At 44.8% G+C, this 26252-nt stretch carries 16 protein-coding genes; 13 read left to right on the top strand and 3 right to left on the bottom strand.

All coding sequences use genetic code 11. The features are described from left to right. The first annotated feature begins 4 nt into the window (after positions 1-4). From KIT51_13430 to KIT51_13440, 3 genes are all read left to right on the top strand, one after another. Complete coding sequence (locus KIT51_13430) at positions 5-499, top strand: hypothetical protein (protein UYN85863.1); 495 nt, start codon at positions 5-7, stop codon at positions 497-499. Between the two features lie 2 nt (positions 500-501). Beyond that, positions 502-657 carry an Arc family DNA binding domain-containing protein gene (locus tag KIT51_13435; protein ID UYN85864.1) on the top strand — a complete coding sequence of 52 codons (156 nt, stop codon included), beginning with the start codon at positions 502-504 and terminating at the stop codon, positions 655-657. Positions 658-729: 72 nt separating this feature from the next. After that, positions 730-1518: a hypothetical protein gene (locus KIT51_13440; GenBank protein UYN85865.1), complete on the top strand. Its 789-nt coding sequence runs from the start codon at positions 730-732 to the stop codon at positions 1516-1518. 4 nt (positions 1519-1522) lie between these two features. On the opposite strand, the gene KIT51_13445 is transcribed toward KIT51_13440, so the two are convergent. After that, positions 1523-1918, bottom strand: coding sequence for a DoxX family protein (locus KIT51_13445; protein UYN85866.1), 396 nt, complete (start codon positions 1916-1918; stop codon positions 1523-1525). Between the two features lie 106 nt (positions 1919-2024). Between KIT51_13445 and KIT51_13450 the strand changes: the two genes are divergently transcribed. The 3 genes from KIT51_13450 to KIT51_13460 are packed head-to-tail and all read left to right on the top strand — an operon-like array spanning position 2025 to position 4497. After that, positions 2025-3107, top strand: coding sequence for an aromatic ring-hydroxylating dioxygenase subunit alpha (locus tag KIT51_13450; GenBank protein UYN85867.1), 1083 nt, complete (start codon positions 2025-2027; stop codon positions 3105-3107). Between the two features lie 44 nt (positions 3108-3151). Then, entirely contained in the window at positions 3152-4018 is an 867-nt protein-coding gene (locus tag KIT51_13455; GenBank protein UYN88592.1) for an NAD(P)H-binding protein, read from the top strand. Continuing rightward, entirely contained in the window at positions 4015-4497 is a 483-nt protein-coding gene (locus KIT51_13460) for a hypothetical protein (protein UYN85868.1), read from the top strand. Before KIT51_13455 ends, KIT51_13460 begins: the two co-directional genes overlap by 4 nt. Before the next feature lie 9 nt (positions 4498-4506). On the opposite strand, the gene KIT51_13465 is transcribed toward KIT51_13460, so the two are convergent. Continuing rightward, positions 4507-5565, bottom strand: coding sequence for an o-succinylbenzoate synthase (locus tag KIT51_13465; GenBank protein UYN85869.1), 1059 nt, complete (start codon positions 5563-5565; stop codon positions 4507-4509). A 56-nt stretch (positions 5566-5621) separates the two neighbouring features. Between KIT51_13465 and KIT51_13470 the strand changes: the two genes are divergently transcribed. Next, complete coding sequence (locus tag KIT51_13470; protein UYN88593.1) at positions 5622-6815, top strand: S-adenosylmethionine:tRNA ribosyltransferase-isomerase; 1194 nt, start codon at positions 5622-5624, stop codon at positions 6813-6815. 61 nt (positions 6816-6876) lie between these two features. Here the strand turns inward: KIT51_13470 and KIT51_13475 are convergent, their stop codons facing one another. Continuing rightward, positions 6877-9186 (bottom strand): PD40 domain-containing protein, encoded by a 2310-nt coding sequence (locus KIT51_13475; GenBank protein ID UYN85870.1) that lies wholly within the window; start codon positions 9184-9186, stop codon positions 6877-6879. A gap of 342 nt (positions 9187-9528) precedes the next feature. Here KIT51_13475 and KIT51_13480 point away from each other — a divergent pair, with 342 nt between their 5' ends. From KIT51_13480 to KIT51_13505, 6 genes are all read left to right on the top strand, one after another. Further along, positions 9529-12711, top strand: a complete 3183-nt coding sequence (locus KIT51_13480; protein ID UYN85871.1) for a HEAT repeat domain-containing protein — start codon at positions 9529-9531, stop codon at positions 12709-12711. Between the two features lie 31 nt (positions 12712-12742). Then, positions 12743-14182 carry a hypothetical protein gene (locus KIT51_13485; GenBank protein UYN85872.1) on the top strand — a complete coding sequence of 480 codons (1440 nt, stop codon included), beginning with the start codon at positions 12743-12745 and terminating at the stop codon, positions 14180-14182. Between the two features lie 64 nt (positions 14183-14246). After that, complete coding sequence (locus KIT51_13490; protein ID UYN85873.1) at positions 14247-17429, top strand: High-affnity carbon uptake protein Hat/HatR; 3183 nt, start codon at positions 14247-14249, stop codon at positions 17427-17429. Between the two features lie 3 nt (positions 17430-17432). Further along, positions 17433-18512 (top strand): PorT family protein, encoded by a 1080-nt coding sequence (locus KIT51_13495; protein ID UYN85874.1) that lies wholly within the window; start codon positions 17433-17435, stop codon positions 18510-18512. A 26-nt stretch (positions 18513-18538) separates the two neighbouring features. After that, positions 18539-19879 (top strand): hypothetical protein, encoded by a 1341-nt coding sequence (locus KIT51_13500; protein ID UYN85875.1) that lies wholly within the window; start codon positions 18539-18541, stop codon positions 19877-19879. Between the two features lie 3 nt (positions 19880-19882). Continuing rightward, positions 19883-26182 (top strand): Ig-like domain-containing protein, encoded by a 6300-nt coding sequence (locus tag KIT51_13505; protein ID UYN85876.1) that lies wholly within the window; start codon positions 19883-19885, stop codon positions 26180-26182. Positions 26183-26252 lie beyond the last annotated feature (70 nt).

A 26252-nucleotide genomic window follows, 5' to 3' on the forward strand; every position in this document is an offset into this window, starting at 1 on the left:
TACGATGCGCATCTCCCACTACGAAGAAGTCCAGCGATTCAGTCAGGTAAAATGGCTTTGGTTTGTGTTCATTGCCTTGCTGATTGTTGAGCTTCTTGTTTTAGTGCCAACCACTAATGATGAAAATACATGGGCATTGCTGCTATCGATAGGGATGCTGCTGTTACCCATGCTTTTTATATTGTTGGTTTTTAAATACGAGGTAAAAATCAACGATGAAGGTTTACACTACCGGTTCATCCCAAAAATTATACGATGGAAAAACATTCCAATAACCGCCATCGAATCCTTTCGGGTAAAAGAAAAGGAAACCTGGTTTGAAAAAATCCAATGTGGATTTCACCGTAATATTTTTAAGAACACCATAACAATTAACATAACCGGAAGCAAATACATGGTGATTACATTGCGCGGTGCCGGCACATTAAAACTGGGAACAGAAAATGCCGATTCAATGGCCTATTCACTTAAACAGATTTTACAGGCAGACCACGAATAACTATGGCGCAGAAAAAACCATTTGCTTTACGCCTCGATCCGGAAGTACTGAAAGCCGTTGAAAAATGGGCAGCCGATGAATTTCGAAGTTCAAATGGGCAATTGGAGTGGATTATTACAAAGGCCTTGAAAGAAGCAGGGCGCCTGAAACAAAAATAATGGACAGCACCTGCCTCGGTTGAAATACACGTGCCCGAAACTTATCTTTCAGGCCTAAAGAACCGGTGCGTTATGGAAAATAGTAAAATGCTCAAGTTGGTGTTAATCATACTTTGTTTGGCGGGATACCTGGCCAGCTCCGCCCAAGCTGACTTTGTTGCGTTAACCATAGGCGACACCCTTACCGGCAAAGTTGTTTACCTCAATTATGGTGCAGAGCCAAAAATCCAGTTTACCGACAAGAACAAAAAGAAGACTGTTTATTCCATGAAACAGGTAAGAGGTTTCAGGATTAACAATGAAGACTATCAACTGGTAAGGAATTTTGACCGCTACGTTTACATGAAATTGCTGCTAGGCGGATACCTCAGTTTGTATGCTTACCAAATGGAAAACCAGCAAACCTGGGATGGCCGTTTCCTCTACAAGCGCGATGGAAAAGGAATGGATGTACCCAACATTGGTTTTAAAAAAAAGGTAATGGACTTTGTTTCAGAATGTGAGGAACTAAGTGCGGAAATTTCCAATAAAGACCTGGGTAGAAACGACCTAACGGAAATAATAAACAAATACAACAGTTGCATTGAACAACGAACCGTAGTGGTTGGCCAGGCGGTTCAGCAAAAATTAGAAGCCAAAGAAAAAGCAACAACCTGGAATGAACTGGCGACCAAAGTGAAATCTGCAGAACAGCTAAACGATAAAGAAACCGTGCTGGAGATGATTACCGAAGCCCGTGCCAAAACTCAAAAAGGCGAGAAAATACCACGTTTCCTTATTGATGGATTAAAAAAATCGCTGGAAGGAAACGCTGACCTTAACGACTTATTAGTTCAGGTACTAAAAGAAATTGAACAGTAAAAATTTAACGCTTTATTTTTTCAATCAGGGAAATGATTTCCTTTTTGTTCTTAAGCAGGATATAACCTGCACTTACCAATACCAGTAAGGCATAAATAAATAATTGGCCTCCATCGCCTTTAACTTCTACCCCAAGCACGGTTAAATGCATCACAATCGCCCCGGCCATTATTCCAAAAGCCAGCACAGCACCCAGCCAGGCCGTAGCATTAACCAGCAAAAGCACCGAGGCAATCAGCTCTGCTATTCCGGTACCATACCGGCCCCAGGGTTCCATGCCCACAGTTGTAAAGATATAAACCGATTCTTCCGAAGCGGTAAATTTAAAATAGAGGGTTTGCAACATTATTATGGCAGCAATAAGCCGGGCAGCCCAATATATAATTTCATTTATTTTCATGAAGCTAAGTACGGAGCCATCCAGCACAAGGTTTGTCGGGCAGTAGACAAAGTCGCTGATGGCCGCGTGGCCAAAATTAATGAAGCAATTTACTTAACTTAACTCCATGAAATCACTACAGGTTAACCCGGTCATTGCCTCTGCTAAAACATTATCCTCTGAATTTTACACCAGCACCCATTATTACGAAGCCAGTAAAGAAAAAATTTTTTCAAAAACCTGGCATTACATCGGTCACTCAGGCTTGGTGGAAAAAGCAGGGCAACTTGCACCCGTAACCTTGCTTAAATCGTTCATGGAAGAACCCCTGCTATTGGCGCGCGACAAAGAAAAACTTCACTGCCTTTCAAACGTATGTACACACCGGGGCGCCCAGTTGGTAAACGCCCCCTGCCAGGTTCATGACATCCGCTGCCCCTATCACGGAAGACGGTTTCAGCTTAATGGCAAGTTCCTTTCTATGCCTGAGTTTAAAGAGGTTGACAACTTCCCTACGGAAAGCGATAACCTCGCCAACCTTCCTCTTTTCGAAATGGGTACCATGCTTTTTACATCGCTTACCAAAACCTTTGAACCTGAGCCTTTCTTTCAAGAAATGCTTTCGCGGATAGGCTGGCTTCCGTTGGATAAATTTATTTTTAAGCCTGAACTAACAAAAGAATACACCGTGGAGGCACACTGGGCTTTGTATTGCGAAAACTACCTCGAAGGGTTTCACATTCCGTTTGTTCATGCCTCATTAAACCAGGTAATTGATTACGGGAATTATACAACCGAACTATTTCGGTACGCAAACCTGCAACTTGGCATAGCCAAAGATGGTCAACTCGTTTTCGATTTACCATCCCATTCACCGGATTACGGAAAAAATGTTGGCGGTTATTATTTCTGGGTGTTCCCTAACATGATGTTTAACTTCTATCCGTGGGGCCTGTCGCTCAACGTTGTTGAGCCTATGGCAATTGATAAAACCAAAGTCACCTTTTATACCTTCATCTGGGATGAGAACAAATACAACCAAGGCGCAGGATCAGACTTAAACCGGGTGGAACTGGAAGATGAAGCCGTGGTGGAAAGTGTCCAGCGCGGTATTCGCTCCCGCTTCTATAGCCACGGCAGGTACTCAGTAAAACAAGAAAAGGGCACCCACCATTTTCACAGGCTTATTGCTGAATTTATGGAAGCCTGAAACTAAAAATTGACCGGTTCTACAAACAATGTAACCAAACTATGATAAAAAACATTGCAGTTGTTGGCGCCACTGGCTTATTGGGCAAGCCGGTAACATTTGCCTTGGTTAACGCAGGCTTTACCGTAAAAGCATTGGTAAGAAATACTGCGCGTGCCGCAACCGAACTGCCTACGGAGGTTGCATTGGTTGAAGGTGACCTTAAAAACCTGCACGATTTAGAGCAAACATTTGCAGGCTGCGATGCAATCTATATTAACCTGTCGGTAAAAAATATTGAAAAACCTACCGATTGGCACGCTGAAACCGATGGCGTAAAATTGATTATTGAAGCTGCGCGAAAAACGAATATTAAAAAGCTTGCCCTGATTTCTTCCCTGGTCCATTTCTATCAAGGTATGAATGGTTTCGACTGGTGGGCGTTTAAGGTAAAACAGCAATCCGTTAAACTAGTAAAGGAATCGGGTATACCCTATACAATATTTTACCCATCCACCTTCATGGAAAACTTTTATTCCAACTATAAAAAAGGCAAGTACCTGGTGTTGGCTGGAAAATCGGAACACAAACAATATTTTATTGCCGCTGCAGATTACGGTTTGCAGGTTGCACGATCCTTTCAACGCTATCCGAATGAAAATAAGGAATATGCCATACAAGGGTTGGAAGGTTTTACGACCGATGAAGCCTACGCTGTGTTTAAGCAACATTATAAAAAGGAAAAGCTTGGCATTATGCGTGCTCCGGTTGGGTTAATAAAATTTTTTGGCTTGTTTGCTCAAGGGCTTAATTACGGTTCAAAAATTATTGAGGCACTGAATAAGTACCCGGAAAAGTTTCAATCGGAACAAACCTGGGAAGAATTGGGCAAACCGGTTATCACCCTCAAAGAATTTGCTGCTACGCAATGAAATTTACAGTAGTAATAATCTTTTCGCTTTTCGTTACAGGCTGTTCACCAAAGCCAACCACCGAAACCTACTCAGCCGATACGAACGGTGACGAACAACAACCGGATTCTGTATTGACCGATCCCGGTGTGTATGAAACAGAGGATAGCTGGGACTACAGCCATTTGTACGGAGTGTACCTTCATGAAAGCAACATGAAAGGTTTTACAGCGTACCTGGAAATTATGCCTGAAGGAAATGACCTTTCTTTTTCACTGTCGCTGAAACAAAATTCCTGTACGGGCCAGGCGGCAGGCAGTATGGGCATGGCTATCCATGGCGAAACTGAGTACGGTGGTTTTTACAACCATGCCGATTGTCGTATGGAATTTATTTTCAACCTGGTTGAGAATACCATTCGCATTCAGGAGGTTGGGCCGTGCACCTTACACGAAACAGGTTGCAGTTTTAATGGAACCTATTACAAGAAGAAAAATTAACATCAACGCTTACAGAGGTTCCTGAATATCCCACGACTTTTTTGCATCGTAGGAGATCGTGCCTTCAGAAACGGTAAGCGGTGAAGGAATATTGTCTTGATAGATCTTGCCTGTACCCAACCCCTGTGGCATGGTTATCGTGTAATTGGCCGTAAACTGGCAAATAGCATTTAATCCAATGTTCGACTCAAGTGCCGAAGTAATCCACCATCCAATATTACGCTCTTCAGCCAGGGCAATCCACTCAGCACAGGAAAGAAGACCACCATGCAGCGATGGTTTAAGGATAATAAACTGCGGCCTTATCCGGTCCAGTAATTTTATCTTATCCGCTTTCAACGCGACACCAATCAATTCCTCGTCAAGCGCAATAGGAATGGGCGATGATCGGCAAAGTTCTTCCATAGCAACAAGCCCGGGCTTAACCGGCTGTTCAATGGAGTGAACGTTGTAGCGCGCCAGTGAGTTAAGTTTATACTTCGCCTCTTCAGGTTTAAAGGCTCCGTTTGCATCCAACCGGATGGTTATCCCTTCACGAAAATATTTACTTCGGATGTACTGGAGGATATCACACTCTTTCTCAAAATTCAATCCGCCAACTTTTAGTTTGATACACCGAAAACCCTGAGCGATTTTCAATGAAACCTGTTGCAGCATGGAATCCAGGTCACCCATCCAAACTAATCCGTTTATCGGGATTGGTGTGCCCGAAAAAAAGGAGTTGTTATAGATTTTACGAACTCCCCCATGCCGTAAATCTAAAAGGGCAGCCTCCAATCCAAAACGTATGGATGGAAATCCTGCAGGAACAATCTTTACAATATCCTCCTGGTGTTGAATTGCACTTACGTGTGCCAGGCAACTATCCAAAACTGATTCAAAGTCAGGCCGGTCATCCACGCTAAGCCCTGGCAAAGGTCCGCATTCGCCCCAGCCCACCACGTTAGGTTGTTTGCTATCCCACAGTTTAATGAACCACGCTGTTTTATCCTTCATGCGCCCGCGCGAGGTACGGGCATCAAAACCAAAGTGGAATACTTTCTTTTTATACGTTGCATTTAATGGCATACAAGGCAATAAAGGCTAAAGTAAAGAAATATTTACGCTTATCTTTGCCCGCGAAAATGAAGCCTCCTGTTTTTATACATGATTATAACTATGAACTTCCGGAAGACCGGATAGCGAATGTTCCCCTGGATGAACGTGATGCATCTAACTTGTTGGTCTTTAAGAAGGGCAAAATCACACACAGTGTGTTCAAGTCCGTTGCTGAACATTTACCCAATAACGCATTTCTTTATTTTAACAATACCCGGGTTATACCCGCCCGGATTTTTTTTCAGAAAGAAACCGGTGCGACCATTGAAATATTTTTACTTCAACCGGCACATCCTTCCACTTTACTGGCCGAGGCTATGCAAGCAACCGCGGCATGTACGTGGCAATGTACGATCGGAAACCTAAAGCGTTGGAAGCTAAATAACATCCTCAGAAGGATGTTTATGGGCGGGGAGTTATCGGCAGCATTGATAAACAAAGAACAAGGGGTGGTTACTTTCACCTGGTCTCCGGCCGAGCTCCCCTTTTCGGAAGTGATCAATCGTGTTGGTGTTACCCCCTTACCACCCTATATAAAACGCGAAGCACAGGATGAAGATTTAAACCGGTATCAAACCATTTATTCCCATCATGCGGGCGCGGTTGCCGCACCAACAGCCGGGCTTCATTTTACGGATACCGTGTTGGAAACTCTGGAAGCTAAAGGAATCAGAAAGGATTTTCTTACCCTGCATGTAAGTGCCGGAACATTTCAGCCGGTTAAAACTGAAAACGCCCGGGAACATACCATGCACCAGGAGCAGGTAATGGTAACGCGCGGAAATATTGAAAACCTATTACAAAAAAATTCTTCCGTAGTGGCTATAGGAACAACTTCTATGCGCACATTGGAGAGCCTTTACTGGTACGGAGTACGATTGCTGGAAAACAAAAAAGCAGCATTTATTATTGAACAAAACGATCCATATACCCGGGATACCGGCCTGCCGGATAAGGAAGAGGCGCTAACGGCTGTTAAAGATTATATGGAGCGGAACAACCTCACTACACTAATCGGGCACACCTCCATTTATATTCTGCCGGGTTATAGTTTTCGCATCTGCGATGGACTCATTACCAATTTTCATTTACCGGGTTCAACCCTAATGTTGTTGGTTGCTGCGTTTGTTGGCGATGATTGGAGAAAAATTTACCACGAAGCTTTAACGCATAACTATCGTTTCCTAAGCTATGGCGATAGTTCATTGTTATTGCCATAAAAAAGCCTGCTGCAATTTGTTGCAGCAGGCCTTAAACCTAAACTATTACTTTTTAAATCAATCAGTTTTGCACATCGATAATCTTCACTTCTACCCTGCGGCCTTCTTCTTTGCTGGTTTCTGTTTTGGTTGCACCATAACCCTTGGCAACAATCCTTCTGCGCACAATACCCCTGTGGTTTAGGTAGTTTAATACTTCAATAGCACGCTTGTTTGAAAGTTCGCGGTTCATTTCTTCTGAACCCTCCTGCGAGGCAAAACCTGAAATCTCAACACTTAAATCTGGATACTTTTTCAAAACCGCGAGCAGCTCGTCTAATGGGGCATTGTACTGGGTTTTTAAATCGCTTTTTGCAACATCAAAATAAATTTTAACCTGCTTGTTCAATACCGATTTGTCGTACGTAACTGGTTTTTTAGCCGCTTGTTGCTTTTGCTTTTTTGCTTCGGTGGCCACTTCAAATGTAGGCAGGGAAAGGATGGTGTTTCCATCCACTACTTTTTTTTCAAATTTACTTTCGTCACTCTCATCGTAGTAATAAACACGGGTGGCTACTTCAAGATTGGGATTGCTGTCGTCAAAATTAACGTTATCCATGGTATTGGTAAGGTGTATCAGTTCAAGGATGTAATCCACACCTTCATCATCGCCCGCAGCCAGCAGGTCCATCATCATATCGTAAATATCAACATTGCCGCTTTGCGCCAGTTTAGCTTCATGCGATTTTCGGAGGTCGGCTTTTGAATCCTGATTGGTGTTGTAGAATGCATTCTTCACTTGTACTTCCTGGCCAACCACTACATCAAATTGCTTAATGGTTTTTAAGTTGATTTGCTGAAACAATTCGTAGAAGTAATCCTGGTTCGGCACGTTTACGTTGATGGTATATGGAAGAAAACCTTCCGACTCAATTATTACATCGTAGTTACGGGCTGGTGGAAGGATGATCAGGTAATTACCGGTTTGTGGATCCGGATCGTAAACGAAATCAAGCTTCTTGTTAGTCTGGTTATCGATCACATAAATTTTGGTTGGCATGGGTTTGCCTGTGTCCGCATTTAAAATCCTTCCCTTTATCATGGTAAGCGGAATGTTGCCGGCATCTTCAGGCATGTCGATGTAATAAATATCCTGGGCACCTTGTCCGCCTTTGCGGTCGGATGAAAAATAGGCACGCGTTCCGTCAGCAATCAGGGTAAAATAATTATCGTTGGCGGTAGTGTTAATCGGGTAGCCCATATTTTCAGGCTTTGTCCATTTGCCATTAATATTCTTGGTCATAAAAATATCCCGTCCGCCCATGGTGCTGTGCCCATCGGAAGTAAAGAACAAAGTTTTCTGGTCCGGGTGGATAAACGGGGCATCCTCGTTGTCTTTTGTATTTACGGTAGGCCCCAGGTTAACCGGCTGGCTCCAGTTGCCGTTGGCTTGCAACTCAATCTTATAAATGTCCAATCCGCCCATACCACCCAAACGGTCGCTGGCAAAATAAATAGTCTTGCCATCGGGGGTAATGCTTGCTGTGGTTTCCAGGTTTTTGCTATTGAGCGTAGATGCAAAAATGGAAGGCTTTGACCAGGTATCGCCAGAGCGGTTGATCACAAAAATGTTTCCCGGGTCAGTGGCACCGCCCATAAAGATCATCATCTTTTGGCCATCGGCAGATATCCCCGCGGTACCTACGTTATAGTCGGATGTAATGGGCACCACAACCGGCTGCGACCAGGTGCCCGAAGTATTGTAGGAAATGTAGATTTCCTCTATGAATTTATCGCCCGACCGCGTTTTGCCGGTATTAGGCCTAAGGGCCGTAAAAGCCAGGATGCTCTCATCGGCCGATACGACCGGATTATACTCAGTATATTTTGTATTTACCCCAAAACCGAAACTATTCACTTTAACCTGACGTGGTACTGACATGAATGCCACCGCATTATGGCACGTGGCAATGGCACGCTCAGCAGCTGCCACAGCCTTTTTGTCGGCTGTTGAAAGTTCTTTGTATTTGGTAAAAGCATCAATTGCTTTTTGAAGGTCTTCGGTACGAAGATAAAGACCACCTAGGTCGTAATAGGTGCTGGCCGGAACTTTGGCACCATTCTTCAGGGCATGTTCAAAATACCCGATGGCCTTCATTTGCTCTGACAAGTCGGTGGATTTTTGATAGCAAACACCTGTTTTATAATGAGTTAGCGGGTCTTTATCTCCTGCTTTAATGGCTTCCAGGTAAAGCGGAAGTGCCTGTTCGTAATTGCGGATACTGTAATACTTTTCAGCCTCCGCTGCTGCTTTGGATCCTTGCGCGTAACCTTTGTTGATAAACAAAATGAAGGTTAACAGCGCGAGCAATGCAATAAGAAGTCTTTTCATCACTATTTCAGGGTTTCGTTTTTTGATGCAATGCTACGATCATCTGCCCTTAAAAATTGATCATTTTGGGCTTCAACCTTACAGATGCGGAGAACCGGGCTAAAATAGAACCCCCTCAACGTCTGACTGCCCACCATGCAACTTTTAAACCTTTACTTAAGGTAAGCAATGATAAAGCATAGAAAGCTAAAATTTTGGCTATTCATTGGATTTAACCACTGGAATACCGAATTTTCGGTATGTTAGCCGTGTTCTTTGCTGTACCCAAGTGGTTTTTGCGGTTGAATGGGAGTTGCACGGGGTTAAGAAGGTGAGCACGGCCTGCGCCATTAAATCACTTCAATGGAAACTAAACAAAGCCTCTTCAGCCGGTTGCTTGACCTTCAAGAGGGTGAGGAAGGGCGTGTAGCCCTGCTATTGACCATGGGTTTCTTCATGGGAGCCTTTCTGGCAACTTTTACCGTTGCAGCGCAAACGCTTTTTCTCAATAATTACAGCGAACAGGACGATTTGCCCGGAGCCTTTGCCATAGCAGGGGCCTTTGGCATGGTGGCTACCATCGCTTACAACTTTTTACAACGGAAAATACCTTTTCGGTTGCTGGGCATTTTAAGCCTGGTTGTAATCATGCTGGTAACAGCTGCCATTGAATTTGCTGACCTTGTTTTTAAGGATAAGAACACGATTTATTTTTATGGCTTTACCCAACTGGTTCCTTTCACCCTCATTATCCTGCTGGTTTTTTGGGGCGCGTTTAACCGCTTCTTTAATGTACGACAATCGAAACGGCTTTTAGGTACGGTGGACCAAGGCGCCCTGGTGGCTTCACTGATTTCATTCTTTGCCATACCCATTGTACTCCCGTTGCTGCCCGGTGAAACTGAAGCCGACCAGGTTGAATCGCTATATACCCTGAGCCTAATCAGTATTACCATTTTTACCGGGTTATTCATTTATCTGTCCGTAAGATTTGCTGGCGAACGATGGTCGCTAAAGAAAGAGAAGGAAACAAATGTTAAGGTTTCCATAGCAGGTTTTTTTAAAAACCGCTACCTCATCATTCTTTCCACATTCGTTATCATCTCCATTGTTGCCCTGAACTTTGTGGAATACTCCTTCCTGAGTGTTTCCACCAAGCGCTTTAAGCCCGAGGAGCTGGCCAGTTTCCTGGCGTTATTTGAAGCAACCATTGTGATTTTTGCCTTTCTGTTTGATGTGTTCGCTTCAGAAAGGATTCTACAAGACTATGGCTTACGCGTGGCGATTTTAGTAAACCCGTTATTAATCATCTTATTTACCATAGCCGCGTTGATCATCGGTATTTCTTTTGGCTACACACCTGATAGCCCCTCGTTCACTATCTTCTTTGTGATGATTGCCATGAGTATGCTCTTTATCAACTCCACAAAGGAAGCCCTGGACGAGCCCGCCTTCAAACTCTATCAGTTGCCGGTAGAAACCAATATCAAAATTGATGTTCAAACCAAAGTAGAGGGAATTGTTACCGGCTTTGCCACCATGATTGCCGGGGGCCTGATTTACCTCATCAACAAAGTGCAAATATTCGACTTCCTGTACATCACACTGTTTACATTGCCCATCGTTGGCCTATGGTATTTCGTGGGAAACAAAATGTATTCGAGCTACCGCAAAACGTTGCAAAAAACATTGATCATCAATAAATCAAAAGTTGAGCATACAGTTGAACAGGAATACACGGTTGACCGGGTTTTGGAAAAAGAAATCAAAAGCTCGGTTGAAGACAAAGTACTTTACGGCTTGCGCCTGATGGAAAAAATTGAACCGGCCCTGTTCGAAAACGCTGTTCTTGGTCTTGCGAACAGCAGCCACCATAAAGTAAAAGCATTTGCATTGGAGAAAATGCAGGCCCTGGGTATCGACAAAGATTCAGATGTTACCCGTTTGGCGACACAGGCCACCAACGCTGCTGAGGACAGTGACTTGTTGTCCATCAATCCGGAAAAATTGATGAAACTTAGCAAATCGGTAAAACCGGCCGACCGGATGTTGACCGCCAAACTGTTGCGCAGACTCATCAGCCAGCGTACCATTTTCATTTTACTGGAACTTCTGCGCGATGCCGACTACAACGTGCGCCATGAAGCGCTGATTACCGCGCGCAAAGTGAAACGGCCCGAAACCTGGCCAACGCTGATCGAACTCCTCTCCTCACCTTCATATTGTCATCAGGCAACGGCTGCCCTTATTGAAGCCGGTGAGCCTGTACTGCCCGTATTGGAAACTGCTTTTCACAAATCCGGGCAAACCGACCTGGTGATGCTACGGATAGTACAAATTATCGGGCGCATTGGTGGCCAGCAGGCATTGGATTTACTCTGGAAGAAAGCCGATTACCCCGACAAACGAATCGTAAAACAAATACTATACTCCCTTCGCTACATAAATTACCGGGCCAGTGGACGCCAGGCGCGTGAAGTAATGGACTTGCTGGAAGCTGAAATCAGTAAAGCCATTTGGAACCAGGCTGCACTGTATGAGCTTCCGCAAACAGAGCACTATCAATTGATGCGCAGTGCCCTACGCGAAGAAATCCGGATGAACAACAACCAGATTACTTTACTACTGTCCATTCTCTACGATCCGGAAGCAGTACAATTAGTTAAAGAAAACATTGAATCGGGCGACCCCAATGGCATTGCTTATGCCATTGAATTGATGGACTTGTTCGTTGATCCAGACCTCAAGCCGAAACTCTTCCCGTTATTCGATGATATACCCGTGCCGCGCAAACTGGAGCTTTTACAAATCTATTTTCCGCGCGAAAACTACAACCCCGTTCAGGTAATCAATTACATCCTTAACCGCGATTTCAACCTAAACAACCGGTGGACCAAAGTTTGTGCTGCCTACACTTCAGCTTACATACCCGAGTTTCGTGTTAGCCGTGGATTAATTGCACAGATGTTTAACCGCGATAAACTACTGCAGGAAACAGCCGCCTGGGTTATTTATAATAAAGACAAAAACGCTTACAACACCATTTCAGAAAGGCTTCCCGACCGGGATAAACGTTACCTTGACTCCGCCATTGAAAACAACCAGTTGCTGGATGGACTAAACGATGGATTCTTTTTGGGTATAGAAATGATCATGTTCCTGAAACAACTGCCTGAATTTAAAAACATAAACGGTGTATTGTTGGCCGACCTGTTTGATAAAATTGTTGCCTACGATTTAAACAAGGGCGAAAAAATTTCCTTCAACCCTGCCGACCAAAACAGTCCGATTTTTATTGTAGCCCATGGCGAAGTACAACTAAAAGAAGATGGCGTTAGCAAAATAACCTTAGCACCCGGCCAGGTATACGGTGAATTGTTCAGCTTGAACGGCCAGGGGCTAAAGCTGAATTCAATGGAGGCTGTTGAGCGCGCTGTAGTTTTTCACATCAACCTGATGGACTTCTTTTTCGTATTAGCCAATCATCACGAACTGGTGGAAAAATTCATTCGCAACGTAACCGAAAAACAAGAAACACTATCGTAACCCATAAACCTTAAACCATACCACCCCAACCATGAAGCTTGAAGTTGATGTACTTATAATTTTCTCGGATAAAGATAATGAAACACTGCAGGGCCAACAGGGCTGGGTAACCCAGTTTAAGAAATTCCTCGACCTGATGCTTACGCAAGTGCTGGGGTCGAAACCCAACATTTTACTCAAGAGCGAGTACGATAACATGGCCTCACCTAAGCTGGACAATGCCGCTACCCTGGTGAGTATCCTTTCTCCGTATTTTATCCAATCCGGTCAGTGCCTTGATAACCTGGAAACGTTTTACCAGGCAGCGGAAGCCAGCGGGCAAAATCGCAACCGGGTATTTAAAGTTTTTAAGAATCCCTTATCTGTACAGGAGCAACCCCCTCGCTTACGCGAGTTAATCGGTTATGAAATGTACCAGTTGGATACCGAAACCGGTGAGGTTCGCGAGTACTCAGACTATTTCAGTTCTGAAGCCGAGCGACAGTATTGGATGAAGATGGTGGATTTAGCCTATGATATTTACGATACCCTCATCCAACTAAAAGAAACCGGTACGAAAACCGAAGTAAAAAACATTTTTAAACGCAAAACCATTTACCTGGCCGAAACCGGGCACGATTTATCTGTACAACGCAATATCATCAAGCGTGAACTTCAGCGCCATGGTTACATTGTAACGCCAACCAAAACACTGCCCGGCAACATACACGATTTGGAAAAAGCAGTAAGAAAGGATTTGGAAGATGCACAACTTTCCATTCATTTAATTGGCAGCGCTTATGGCGAAATACCCGATGGTTCCGACCGCTCCATTGTTGAATTGCAAAACCGGTTTGCAGCAGAAAAGAGCCAGAAAGTAAGCAAGGATCAATTCACCCGCCTCATCTGGATAAGCCCGCTGCTGATCAACGCCAGCGAACGGCAGCGCGCATTCATTGACAACATTAAGCGTGACACCGAAGCACAGGAAGGCGCGGAGATTTTACAAACGCCTCTGGAGGATTTCAAAAACATTATGCGCGAAGAACTAATGGAAGCGGATGAAAAACGCACCCTGGATGATACCGGTGGAAAATCCATTTACCTGGTGCATGACCGCGTTGACCATAACGAGGTAAAACCGTTAATCGAAGTGATTGAAAAAAGTGGTTACAAAGTGCTTATGCCGGGTTTCGAAGGCGAACTGCTGGACCTCCGCCAAAAACATATCGACAACCTGCGCAACTTCGATGCAGCCATTATCTATAAAGGAAAGGTGAACGATCAATGGGTGCGTATGAAAGTATTGGATTTGCTTAAAGCCCCGGGCTTTGGAAGAAAAAAGCCGATAAAAGGAAAAGCAGTTTTTGCCGCAACCGGTGCCAGCTTAAACCTGGAGGCTTTCAAGAACCAGAATTTGCGCATCGTGCAGGCAGACCCGCGCGACACAGCCCAATCGATAAAGTCGTTGTTGGAAGAGTTTAATGGTTAAAAATAAAAGTGTAAAACCGAACGCATAAATCTTAACATTCATACCACCCTTAATCAAAACGTTTATGCCACAATACGTTGACGAAAAGGTATCGGTACAAAATCCTTTCCCAGGATTACGGCCGTTTAAAATCGAAGAAAGCCATTTGTTCTTTGGCCGGGAGGGCCAGAGTGATGAAGTGCTCCTTAAACTTTCCAAGAACCGCTTCGTTGGCGTTATCGGCCCTTCCGGTAGCGGTAAGTCTTCCTTTATTTATTGTGGCGTGTTACCAATCCTTTATGGCGGTTTTCTTACCGATGCCAGCCCCAACTGGGAAGTAATTGTTACCCGTCCCGGTGCTGGCCCTATTGACAACCTGGCCGAATCATTATTAAAGAACAACCAGGAATATTTGAATGCCGAAGTTGAAGAACAAAAAATAAAACGCACCATCTTCTCAACGCTGCTGCGCAGCAGTTCATTGGGTTTGGTTGAGGCGGTTGAGCAATCGCGCAGGTCGGCCGATGTGAATTACTTAATCTTGGTCGATCAGTTTGAAGAGCTCTTCCGCTTTAAAGACAGCACCGATCCGAATTCCGTAAACGAAACACTGGCCTTTGTTAACCTGCTGATGGAGGCCGTGAACTATCCGGATGCGCCCATCTATGTTGCCATAACCATGCGTTCGGATTTCATTGGCGACTGTGCGCAATTCCCTGAACTTACCCGTAAAATAAATGATAGCCACTACCTCATTCCACAATTGACCCGCGAACAAAAACGCAGGGCCATTGAGGGGCCTGTAGCCGTAGGTGGCGCTAATATTACTTCGCGATTGGTGCAGCAATTACTAAATGATCTTGGGGATAATCCAGATCAGTTGCCCATTCTGCAACATGCCCTCATGCGCACATGGGACTACTGGAGCCACTACCGCGATTACGAAGAAGAACAGGTTGACTTAAAGCACTACGAGGCGATAGGCACCATGGCCGAGGCGTTGAGTATGCACGCCAACGAAGCCTATGATGAACTTACCGAAGCGCAGAAGCACATATGCGAAATAATGTTTAAGGCCATTACGGAAAAACGGGGCGAAAACTTTGGTATTCGAAGGCCTACCCGCTTAAATGAAATTGCAGCCATTGCCGATTGCTCCGAACAGGATGTTGCCGAAGTAATAGAAAAATTCCGCGAACCGGGCCGTTCCTTGCTCACCCCAGCACACGGCACACCACTTACTTCAAAATCCATGGTGGATATTTCGCATGAAAGTTTAATGCGGATTTGGGTGCGGTTGAAAAACTGGGTGGATGATGAAGCCGATGCTGTGCAAATGTATTTGCGGTTGGCCGAAGCATCGGCACAATATCAGGTTGGTAAAGCCGGCTTATGGCGCCCGCCCGATTTGCAATTGGCGCTGAACTGGTTAGCGAAACATAAACCCACTTTAGTTTGGGGGCAGCGGTACAACCCGGCCTTCGAGCGCACCATGATCTTTCTGGAATACTCCAAGAAAGAATTCGAGACTGAACAGCGCATTCGCGAACTGGAACAAAAGCGAAAACTGCAACGCGCCAGGATTACCGCCCTGGTGTTTGGTACACTCACCGTAATTGCGCTTCTATTTTTGGTGTATGCCTTTATTCAAAAAGCAGAAGCTGAAGATCAATTCAACCGCGCTGAAGCCGAACGTGCCCGTGCCGAAGAAAACTATTTAGCCGCTGAAGCTGCACGAAAAGAAGCTGAACAACGTAGGGTTGAGGCCGAAGACGCGCGCAAAAATGAAGAAGCCCAGCGCTTATTGGCAGATCAAGCCAGAAAAGAGGCCGAGGAAAACGAAGCAGAGGCCAAAAAACAGGAAGCTGAGGCCAGGAGACAAAAAGGGCTTGCGGAAGCCAATGAAAAAACTGCCCTGGCCAATGAAAAATTAGCCAAAGCCAATGAAGAAAAAGCCAATATTGCCCGGGCCGATGCAACACGCAGGCGCTACGTAGCCCAGGCCAAGGCCATGGCTTTGCAATCGCTAACCCTCAGCAGTGATTTGCAACTGGAAGCCCTGCTGGCACAACAGGCTTATTACTTTAATACAAATAACGATGGCTATGAATTTGATACCGACATCTACAACGGACTTTATTTTGCATTAAAAAACAAAACCGATAAAGCTGGTAAAGCCAACCCGCACCCCCTTACAACCAGTTTAAAAGGTCATGATTTCGGGGCAGCAAGGTCGTTGGTTACCCACGGCAAGGATGAACATATATATTCCGGTGGAAGCGATGGCAAAATTATACGGTGGGCTCATCGTAATAATTCATGGCAAGGCGAAACCTTGGTTGACAAAGTGAAACGCCCCAACTACCAGGTATACTCAATGGATATCAGCCCCGATGAAACCAGGCTGGCAGCAGCCGGACTATACACCCTTGATGATCGGAACAACTATATTGAATTGTATGACCTGAACAACATGAAAGCAGAGCCCAAAAAAATCACCGGCTTTACTTACAACATTGAGGATGTACATTTCACACCCGATGGCAAGGGTTTATTTGCCCGCGATAACGGTGGCATGAGTATAAAGCTGGCCGACTTTAACACGGCAAAAGAAGTTGTTAAAGCTCCGGTAAAAATAAACGCTATCGACTTAAGCGGTGATGGAAAAAAATTGGCCGGTGCTGGCGATAACGGAACATTGTACATATGGGACGTAACCAACAACTTTACGGTTACAGAAGTAAAAAATCTTGGCCGAAGCCTCACGGCCGTAACCTGGCACCCAACCGAAAATCAATTGATTGTCGGTAATGAAGCCGGCTTGTTGCGTATTGTGCGAAACAATATACTCGTGCGTAATCTGCCGGGGCACGATGGCCCTATCGAAAAAATCGTCTACAACCACGCGGGCAGTTTCTTTGCCTCAGCCAGTAAAGACCGTTCCGTTAGGATATGGAATGTAAACCGGTTAACCGAACCACCCATTCGATTATTTGACCACACCGACTGGATTTGGTCGCTTACATTTTCACCGGATGACGAACAACTGATGGTGGGCTTGCAAAGCAGTAGCCAGCGTGTCCGCTTAGGCGCTATTGAAACGGAAGAAAGTATTCGCGCATATCCAACAAAAATTTCAACAATGTCCAACATCCTCTGCAAGGAATTTATCGAGCGTGACATGACACCCGATGAATGGGCTACTTACGTGGGTAAGGATTTGGATTATGAATCGACTTGTAAAAATTTTAAACCCGGAACGAATTAATCTATGCAAAGACTTCTACTGATTATTCTATTCTCCGGAACTGCTTTACATGCCTGGTCGCAATGCGCACAAACGTTGCGCCTGGCACGGGCAACTTACGAACAAGGCCGCCTGCACGAGATTGAGGCCCAATTAAAGAGTTGCCTGGAGCCCTCCGAAAAAGGTGGCTTCGCGAAAGAGGAAAAGCAACTTCGTGTAGAGGCACTGAAAATCCTCACCATGAGCTACATCTACCTGGAAGAACCACAAAAGGCCGATGCCGCCATGCTTAGCCTTAAAAAAGCCGATCCTTACTATCGCCCCAACCCGGATGTTGACCCGGCTGAATTTGTAGCACTATACAACTCGTTTCGCGAAGATCCGGTGTACCGCATTGGCGTGCGGCTTGGTGTAAATTTTTCACAACCTAATATTAAAGAGTTGGTAACCGTGGTTGAACTGGCGGAAGACAGCCGGTTTAAGCAAGCCGTTGCCTTTCAGTTTGGCGCAGCCATGGATTTACCCATAACGTTATTCAGGCAAACAAAAAAATGGACCCTTCATGGCGAACTGCTGTACCAGCAAAGAAGGTTTGAAATCTTTCAAATCGAGGACAGGGGTACAAACCCGGCAGAGCCGGACAAAAAACTATTGAATGAATTCGAAGGATCTGAATCACAAACAGCACTATCGTTGCCCGTAACGTTGGAGTACAAGTTCATGGACAAGAAATTCAATCCATACATTGCCCTGGGCTTCTCAACCGATTACCTGTTGAGCAGTAAACTAACAGCTGAACGTAAACGCACCGATCAGCCGGGCGTGCCCGAACGCGGGCTTGACCTGGACCGTGAACGCATCAACTTAAGTGCTTTGGCCGCTGCTGGTGTTAAACTACCGGTAGGTCCTGGTTTTATTGTATTTGAAGTTAGGTATGCGCATGGGCTTACCAACGTAAGTACCCCCCAAACGGCTTTTGCCAATCAATCGCTGGCACTGGATTACGGTTATGCCGATCCGGTTTTTAAACAATCTTCCTTGTCTCTTGCAGGCTCTTACATTTTCAATAAACACAACCCTCAAAAGATCACCCGTAAAAAATGAAATACATTCTTCAAATCATCTCAAAAATGAAAAACACGTCATTGCGAGTTCCCGTGCTGACAACAAGATTTTTGGGATCATCTCTATCCATAGCATTCATTTTTTTGATTGCCGCCTGCACCAACATGGAGAATGCCGAACTCTCCGAACGCACAACCTTCATCAAATTGTACAGCGGCATCCAGGGCATTGAGGCAACCGCAGCTGAGCTTACCGATGACGGTTACATTGTGCTGGGTAATATGACTATCGCCCGCGACTCCGTTTTAACAGTTGTTTTCAAAACCGATAAACGGGGAAACCGCACTACGCCCATTCGATATTATCAGGGCGGTTCAGGCAATGCCATTAAAGCGTTGCCAAATAACCAAGGTTACATCATTGTAGGCGAACGCATTAAAACCGACCCCGGTGCAACGCAAACCGATAACATCGATATAATATCTGCCCGTATGCTGCACATCAGTAACGATTTGGATAGCATTAAAACCCTGTATCGCAGAGATGAAACAACTAATATTATCAAAACTGATTATAGCGGAGTATCGGTTACCATTACGCCAAACAATAAAGTTGTTGTTCTGGGTACTTACCAGGAGTCATTATCTGCACCGGTACGCCCATACCTTCAATATTTCAATTCCACCCTTACCATAGAAGAGGGTTATCTTGAGTATGCTGCGCTCCAACGCAGCTACCGGAATGCAAAATCGCTTCACTACCTGAACGGAAATTTTGTTTGGGCTACTTCCATAGCCTTAGAGCAACAAAACTTTGATTTCTCGTACGCTTCCATCCCTTTTATTCAGGATGGTTCAGTGTTCACCCAGAACAGTTCACTCGGTATAACTACTGCAACAACCCAATCGTTGAGGCCTAATGATATTCAACCGTCAAAGCTTCCGAACATTGGAGATGTTGGTTTTGGTGTTGTAGGCACACGCGCCAATCCAAACGGCTCCAACGCCAACATGATCTTCTTTCGGGTCACTCCCCAAGGCGAAATTTCTTCTTCCAGCGTAAAGTACTTTGATGCAATAGACGGAAGTGTAGAGGCCACCACCTCGGATATCCAGGATTATGGTACTGCCCTCACGGCTACTTCCGATGGAGGATTTGTATTGGCCGGGCATTTCACCACCAACCCACAGAAAGGAAATGGGTTGAACGACATCCTGTTAGTAAAAGTTGATTTGCAGGGAAATATGTTTTGGATAAAAACCATTGGCGGCACCGGCAGCGAAACGGTAAGCACCATACGCGAAACAGAAGATGGCGGATTATTGATTTGTGGCACCAATACACTCAGTAACGTACCCTCTATATTTTTAATTAAGACAGATCGAAACGGAGAGTTAAAAAATTGATCTATGACAAAACGATTACATTATTTTTATATTCTTCTACTTACAACATTATCAGTTACCGGTTGGTCGCAATCAGAACCAGCTAACCATGTAACAGGATTAACAGCAACCACCTCAGGTACAACTTCAATTTCATTAAGCTGGACAGGCGCAACTGGTTCACCGGCACCTGAATTTTACCTTGTTGTTGGCCGTAAACTTCCGGCAGGAATATTTACCGCTGTTGCCGATGGGCCGATTGTGCCCGATGACCCCGACTGGTCGGATGATAACTTTGCCGCTAACCTAAGTTTTGGTATAAATAATTTATCCGTTACTGGGTTAGACCCCGCCAGCCAATATGAATTCAGGGTTTATCCTTACCGCGAAAATGCGGGTAACGCCAATTACAAAACCGATTCCCCGCCCACAACTTCCGCCTTCACGCTTTCTACAGAACCCAGTGGGCATTCCACAACCTTCACGGCAACGTTGAACGGTGCCACTACTATTGATCTTGCTTTTGATGCAGCTAATACGCTAACCAATGCCATTGGGTATTTGATTTACAGGCGAGTCGCAAGTGCAGTGAACCTCACCGGGTTAACCGATGGTTCCGCACCCCCCAATCCACTCAATGGCGCAACGTTGATTACTACTACAAACGCATCAGCAACGAGTTACAGCGATATTGGCCTGCAAGGGGGAGTAACGTACCATTACACAATTGTTCCTTTTAATTATAATGGAGGCGATGCGCAAACGTACAACTATTTGAATAATGGCTCGGCACCAACAGCATCTGTGCTTACTACCCTAATCGTTACGCTGACTCAAATCTCCGGGCCAGGAAGTAACATTGCTGCAAGCCCATTGAACAGTGGTGCAACCAACCAGGCTATACTGGGCTTTTCTATAACTACCAACGGACCTACCACCTTTAATGCACTCACGGTTTCGCTTACCTCAACAGCCTCTGGTAAATTTCTCAACCCAAGGATATTCAAATCAGCTGATGCGGTTTTTGGAGGGGATGCCAGTATTAATACAGGCACGTTGGGCGCACAACTTCAATTTACGGGAATAAGCGATGTGCTCTCGGGGGCAGGCACCACCAATTATTTTATTGTGGTTAATGTTGAAGCAGCGGTAAACGCTGCTACTCCAGCCACCCAACCTTCATTTACCCAAGCAAGTATAACATTCACCAGTCCGGCTGTAACACCTGGCGCTGCAACCATCACCGGTATAGATTATTCTTTTGTGGATGCTTCGCCACCCAACATATCCTTTCAACCAGCTAATGGTTCTATAAATTTTTCAACAGTTGGCAATATCATCATCACATTTGATGAACCCATTCGCAAACTCGACAATTCACCAATTACCAGTACAGATATTGAAAGTGGGCTGGTTGAATTAAAGGAAAACGGGGATGCCGGCCCTACCGTAAATTTTGTTGGTTCCATCAATGTCACCAACACTATAATCACCCTAAACCCAACGGCAACACTTTTGCCAAATCAGGTTTACTATGTTGAGGTTAACCCGGTTGAAGACAGCAACGACAATGCAACCACCGCACAAAGCATAACCTTTACCACGGAGAACAGACCTAGCATTACTACGTTTACTCCAACATCTACCTGTATCGGCAACAATGTTACCGTTAATGGAGCGCGGTTTACCGGCACCGGAAACCCTGTCACCGGAAATGCTTTACCAACGATTACTATAAATGGCGTAGCCATTCCACCAGCCAACATAATGCCCGGTTACACCAGTAGCTCGGTTACATTCACCATCCCTGCCGGAGCTACCACTGGCCCGATAACTATCAGGAACAACGATAGTGACTTGGTTAGTACAAACTCTGCAACAAATCTGACTGTTCACCCTGCCATTAACACAGGCATTTCGGTAACACCAACCACAACAAATCCAGCACAAAACTCCAGTGTTAATATTACAGTAGGAACAACTCAAGACAACAATTATTCTTACCAACTTGTACTTACAGCAGCACCTGTGGGGTATGTTCCGGCACCAGAAGCTAACATTGGCGCCTCCCAAACAGGAAACAATGGTAATAGAATTTTTAATACAGGCACACTAAACCTCACGGGAACATATCAATTTAAGATAAGGGTTAGCAGAACTGGTTGCAGCGCCCAAGACCTAACAAATACTGTTACATTAAACGTTATTGCATTATCTGCAAATGCTGGTGTAGACCGATCTATTTGCTCCGGTCAAAGTACTTTATTAGGAGGAGATCCTCCGGCTATTGGAGGAGGAGGAGTATTTACTTATTCATGGACTTCAACACCTGCGGGATTTACCAGTACTAACCCAAATCCAATTGTAACACCACCTGGGACAGGAACAATTACCTATCACCTGCTTGTTACCGACAACTTTTCAAATACCGCTAACAGTAGCGTTATTGTAAATATAAACCCGGTACCTGCGGTAGCGTTTATCCCGTCAGGAACAGACGCCAATGTTCGAACTCAATTTAACAATACAGAGAACCCATACGAATTGGCGGCATCAGCAATTCCCTCAGATGGAAGTGGTGTGTTCACCGGACTTGGGGTGAGCCTTTTCCCAAATGGGAAATATTACTTTTCACCTCAAATAGCCGGAACGGCAAATAACCCCATTACCATAACGTATACACATACAAGTGCAGATAACTGTTCCGGTAGTACCTCCATGCAAGTAAATGTTTTTGCTTCAAATGTAATCGTTAATAACCTTGAGCCGTTTTATTGCACCGCTGGGGGTTTGAGCGCAATCTTAAGCCATAATCCTCTAGTAATTCCGGCCGGGTTTACCTATACCAGAATGCGGCTTTTTAGAATAGGAGTCGGTTATTTGGACATTGCCGATCCGGTCAACTATCCCAACTATTTTATTGAAATACCGGCCAGTAATCCCAAAACCTATCGGTTAAACCCGGCATTAGCTGGAATAGGCTCATACTTCGTTGACATTTTTGCAACTAATGGTGTCTTTGAATCACTCCTTACATGGGGTTCAACCCGAGTATTTGAAAATCCGGCAGCACCCGGATTCGATCCGCTTCCTTCATACTGTGTTTCAGATAACATTAGCGCTAACAGGGTGCAGGTGAATGGAACTGGCTCAATAAATTGGTACAACAATGGTGGTCCACCCCCAAGTTCACCGATTGCAGGTATAACCAATCCTGCCCGCCCTACTTTTGCTGAACTGGGGCTTGATGAAAACTTTGCAGGTATATTTACCAAGCATATGACGCAAACAGTTAACGGCTGCGAAAGTGCCACTGTTCCAGTTTCGATAACCGTTTATGCAAATCCTACTCCCCCGGGTATTTCCAATCCTGCACCAATATGCTCCGGAGATCCATTTACAAATTTGAATGCTACCGGAGGTGGTGATTCTTTTAGATGGTACGGAACCCTTGGGCCTAATACACCAGACCCAAATACTATTTATACACCTACAGTCAATATCGTTAACCCAACGCAGCTTTTAGTTCCCAACACGGTCGTTTCAACGCAAACCTTTCAGCGATACGTATCGCGTTTTCAAAATGGTTGCGAGAGTCCGGTGGCAAGTGTGGATATCGTTGTCCGGGAAAAGCCTATCGCCCCGCTCGCTGCTTCACCAACCTATTGTCTAAATGAAACGATCACCCCATATAGTGTAACCACTTCCTCGCCAACTGCAACCGTACGCTGGTATCTTAATCCAGATTTGACTGGGCAAATTAATCCAATTGCTGATCCGGAGAATGCTACAGCAATCGATTTAAACATAAGCTCTGCGTCAGCGGGTAATTACTCACGGTATGTTACCCAAACTATTAATTTTTGCCAAAGCGATGGCAGATTAGTAGCCACGACAATCAACCCTTTACCATCCGTTAGCATTTCTCCTGACATCACCAATATTTGTAAATCATCGGAGCCTATTCGCTTAGTTGCCTCCCCAAGTGGCTCAGGCGCTTCGTGGAGCGGAACAGGTGCGCCAGGATTGACAGATATCGATCTTACAACAGGTCAAGCCCAACTTGTTCCGTCTAGTGCAATTTTTATTCCTGGCCAGGCTTACGCGATAACATACACTTTTGTTGATGGCACAACAAATTGTTCAAATTCTACAACTAGGAATTTTTCAGTCTTTCCAAGCATTAACCCCACTTTAACAATTGGGGATATTTGTGATAATACTTTTGTTTCCATAACTAATACATCGCAAATCACTCCAGTTGGTGCTTTATCAACAATAGAGTCCACTGGTTGGAACTTTGATGACGGGGATATTATTACCGAAGGGATCGGTTCATTGCCTGTACCCCTTCATGGTGGCCGGACAAGAGGTTCATATTTTGATTTAGAGCATAAGTATACCGGGGTTGGCTCGAAAACAATCCGGTATTCCATGACAACATCGGATGGATGTACGGTTACTGCACAACAAACTATTTTTGTAAACCCGGTACCAAATGTAAATTTCTCCTGGTTAAATGCCTGCTTAGGAACACCCACTCAATTCAATGCCACTACCAACCCTAACCTCGATGCATCCATTGAGACGTATACCTGGGATTTTAACAAAACCAATACTCTATCTGCTTCAATCATCGGAACAGGAAAGATGCCTGCTACGACATATAATTCTGTTGGACGAGACTCTGTCCAACTGATTGTGAAGACTTTTGCCAATTGCAGGGACACCATTCAAAAACCAATCTTTATTGTACCTACTTTTGACCCCATAAATTCCACCACTTCCTACGAGCAAAACTTTAACACCACTGCTGATGGGTGGATTAATGGAGGCTCTAACTCTTCCTGGCAATTTGGTATTCCGGCCGGTGCCGTAATTTCAAGGGATTCTTCGTTGACGGGCACAGGCAATGCCTGGGTTACCAATCGCACAGGGTTATACAATCCATTGGAGAAATCATGGGTGTTAAGCCAATGCTATAGTTTTGCAACAAATAGACCCGTAATAGCCATGGATGTTTGGGCCGATACGCCCGGGGGTATTGATGGAGCCGTACTTCAGTATAATTTGAGTGGCGATATTTTAAATGACAATGATTGGTTTGTTATCGGTACTGTAAACTCGGGTATCAATTGGTATCAGCAACAAGGTATTGCCAGCAAACCGGGTAATCAAAGTCAATTCGACTACGGGTGGTCCGGTAATCAGGAGGATGGCCGGTACAAATCATGGAGACATGTTGTACACAAACTTGATGAATTAAGTGGTGGGTCTGGAGTTGTTTTCAGGATTGCCTTTTCCAGTACCAATACAGGGACCCGTGAAGGGTTTTCCTTTGATAATGTTTTTATCGGTGAGAGAAATCGAAACGTACTGGTTGAAAACTTTACCAATTCCGCTGCCCCGGATGTAGTCGCACACAATCAAATGTTTAATACATTTCCTTCTGGCGGTTCAAGTGAAATTATCAAAATGCAATTTCACACAAACTTCCCAGGCACTGATCCGCAAAATCAATTATTTCCGGCTATTAACAATGCACGCACGGCATTTTACGGCATAACTTCCGCGCCAACCTTGCGGATTGATGGATTATTTAATCCAACAGGAGTAGCCACGCAATGGGCTGAAACATTGTATGACAACCGTGTACTTGAGCCTTCACCCATAAGGATAGACATTTACCCACCAGTAAAAGATGGAAGTATTGTTAGAATCAACGCTTCAATAACCAATACAACTTCAGCCACCTTATCCTTACAAGGAGCCAATGCGTTCCTGGCTATTGTTGAAAAAGATGTCAATCCATTTATAAATGTTGTTCGGCAGTTGCTACCCAATGCTGCCGGTATTCTGTTAAATCATACCCTGGATCCGGGTGAATCCATTGCTATACCGGAGGTAACCTGGAGCGACCGTAACCTCGTATCGCTTATTTCTGGAAACAGCGCTATCATTGTTTTTGTGCAATCTATAAGCGCTGGAAACCAACAGGTTTTACAAGCACAGATTTTTGATAGTCCGGTGGAGCCAGATATAACAACCTCCATCGAAGACCCCACCTTTGCCGCCAGCATACAGGTTTACCCAAACCCGGCTAACCATGAAGTAAACGTTGTACTGCCGCAAGCAGCCCGTTCAACTGTGCCTATAGTAATGGTGGACGCCCACGGGCGACAAATTTATGCTGGCCAGTTTGGTATTGGCGAACAGCAAAAAACCATTGCAACCAGCGAACTTTCAGGTGGGTTGTATATCCTGCGCGTGCAGGCACCTGAGGGAATAGCGCGGAAGAAAGTGATGGTGATGCATGAAAAATAATGGATTTTACTTACCAAATATTTGGTGAAATCCACAAATCCGGAATTTGATTTTGAATTTGTATAAAACT

The organism is Cyclobacteriaceae bacterium (assembly GCA_025808415.1).
Lineage (GTDB): Bacteria > Bacteroidota > Bacteroidia > Cytophagales > Cyclobacteriaceae > UBA2336.

Bases quoted from the DNA above. Each gene is read 5' to 3' on its own strand.
- KIT51_13430 (UYN85863.1), top strand. From the start codon at position 5: ATGCGCATCTCCCACTACGAAGAAGTCCAGCGATTCAGTCAGGTAAAA.
- KIT51_13435 (UYN85864.1), top strand. From the start codon at position 502: ATGGCGCAGAAAAAACCATTTGCTTTACGCCTCGATCCGGAAGTACTG.
- KIT51_13440 (UYN85865.1), top strand. From the start codon at position 730: ATGGAAAATAGTAAAATGCTCAAGTTGGTGTTAATCATACTTTGTTTG.
- KIT51_13445 (UYN85866.1), bottom strand. From the start codon at position 1,918: ATGAAAATAAATGAAATTATATATTGGGCTGCCCGGCTTATTGCTGCC.
- KIT51_13450 (UYN85867.1), top strand. From the start codon at position 2,025: ATGAAATCACTACAGGTTAACCCGGTCATTGCCTCTGCTAAAACATTA.
- KIT51_13460 (UYN85868.1), top strand. From the start codon at position 4,015: ATGAAATTTACAGTAGTAATAATCTTTTCGCTTTTCGTTACAGGCTGT.
- KIT51_13465 (UYN85869.1), bottom strand. From the start codon at position 5,565: ATGCCATTAAATGCAACGTATAAAAAGAAAGTATTCCACTTTGGTTTT.
- KIT51_13470 (UYN88593.1), top strand. From the start codon at position 5,622: ATGAAGCCTCCTGTTTTTATACATGATTATAACTATGAACTTCCGGAA.
- KIT51_13475 (UYN85870.1), bottom strand. From the start codon at position 9,186: ATGAAAAGACTTCTTATTGCATTGCTCGCGCTGTTAACCTTCATTTTG.
- KIT51_13480 (UYN85871.1), top strand. From the start codon at position 9,529: ATGGAAACTAAACAAAGCCTCTTCAGCCGGTTGCTTGACCTTCAAGAG.
- KIT51_13485 (UYN85872.1), top strand. From the start codon at position 12,743: ATGAAGCTTGAAGTTGATGTACTTATAATTTTCTCGGATAAAGATAAT.
- KIT51_13490 (UYN85873.1), top strand. From the start codon at position 14,247: ATGCCACAATACGTTGACGAAAAGGTATCGGTACAAAATCCTTTCCCA.
- KIT51_13495 (UYN85874.1), top strand. From the start codon at position 17,433: ATGCAAAGACTTCTACTGATTATTCTATTCTCCGGAACTGCTTTACAT.
- KIT51_13500 (UYN85875.1), top strand. From the start codon at position 18,539: ATGAAAAACACGTCATTGCGAGTTCCCGTGCTGACAACAAGATTTTTG.
- KIT51_13505 (UYN85876.1), top strand. From the start codon at position 19,883: ATGACAAAACGATTACATTATTTTTATATTCTTCTACTTACAACATTA.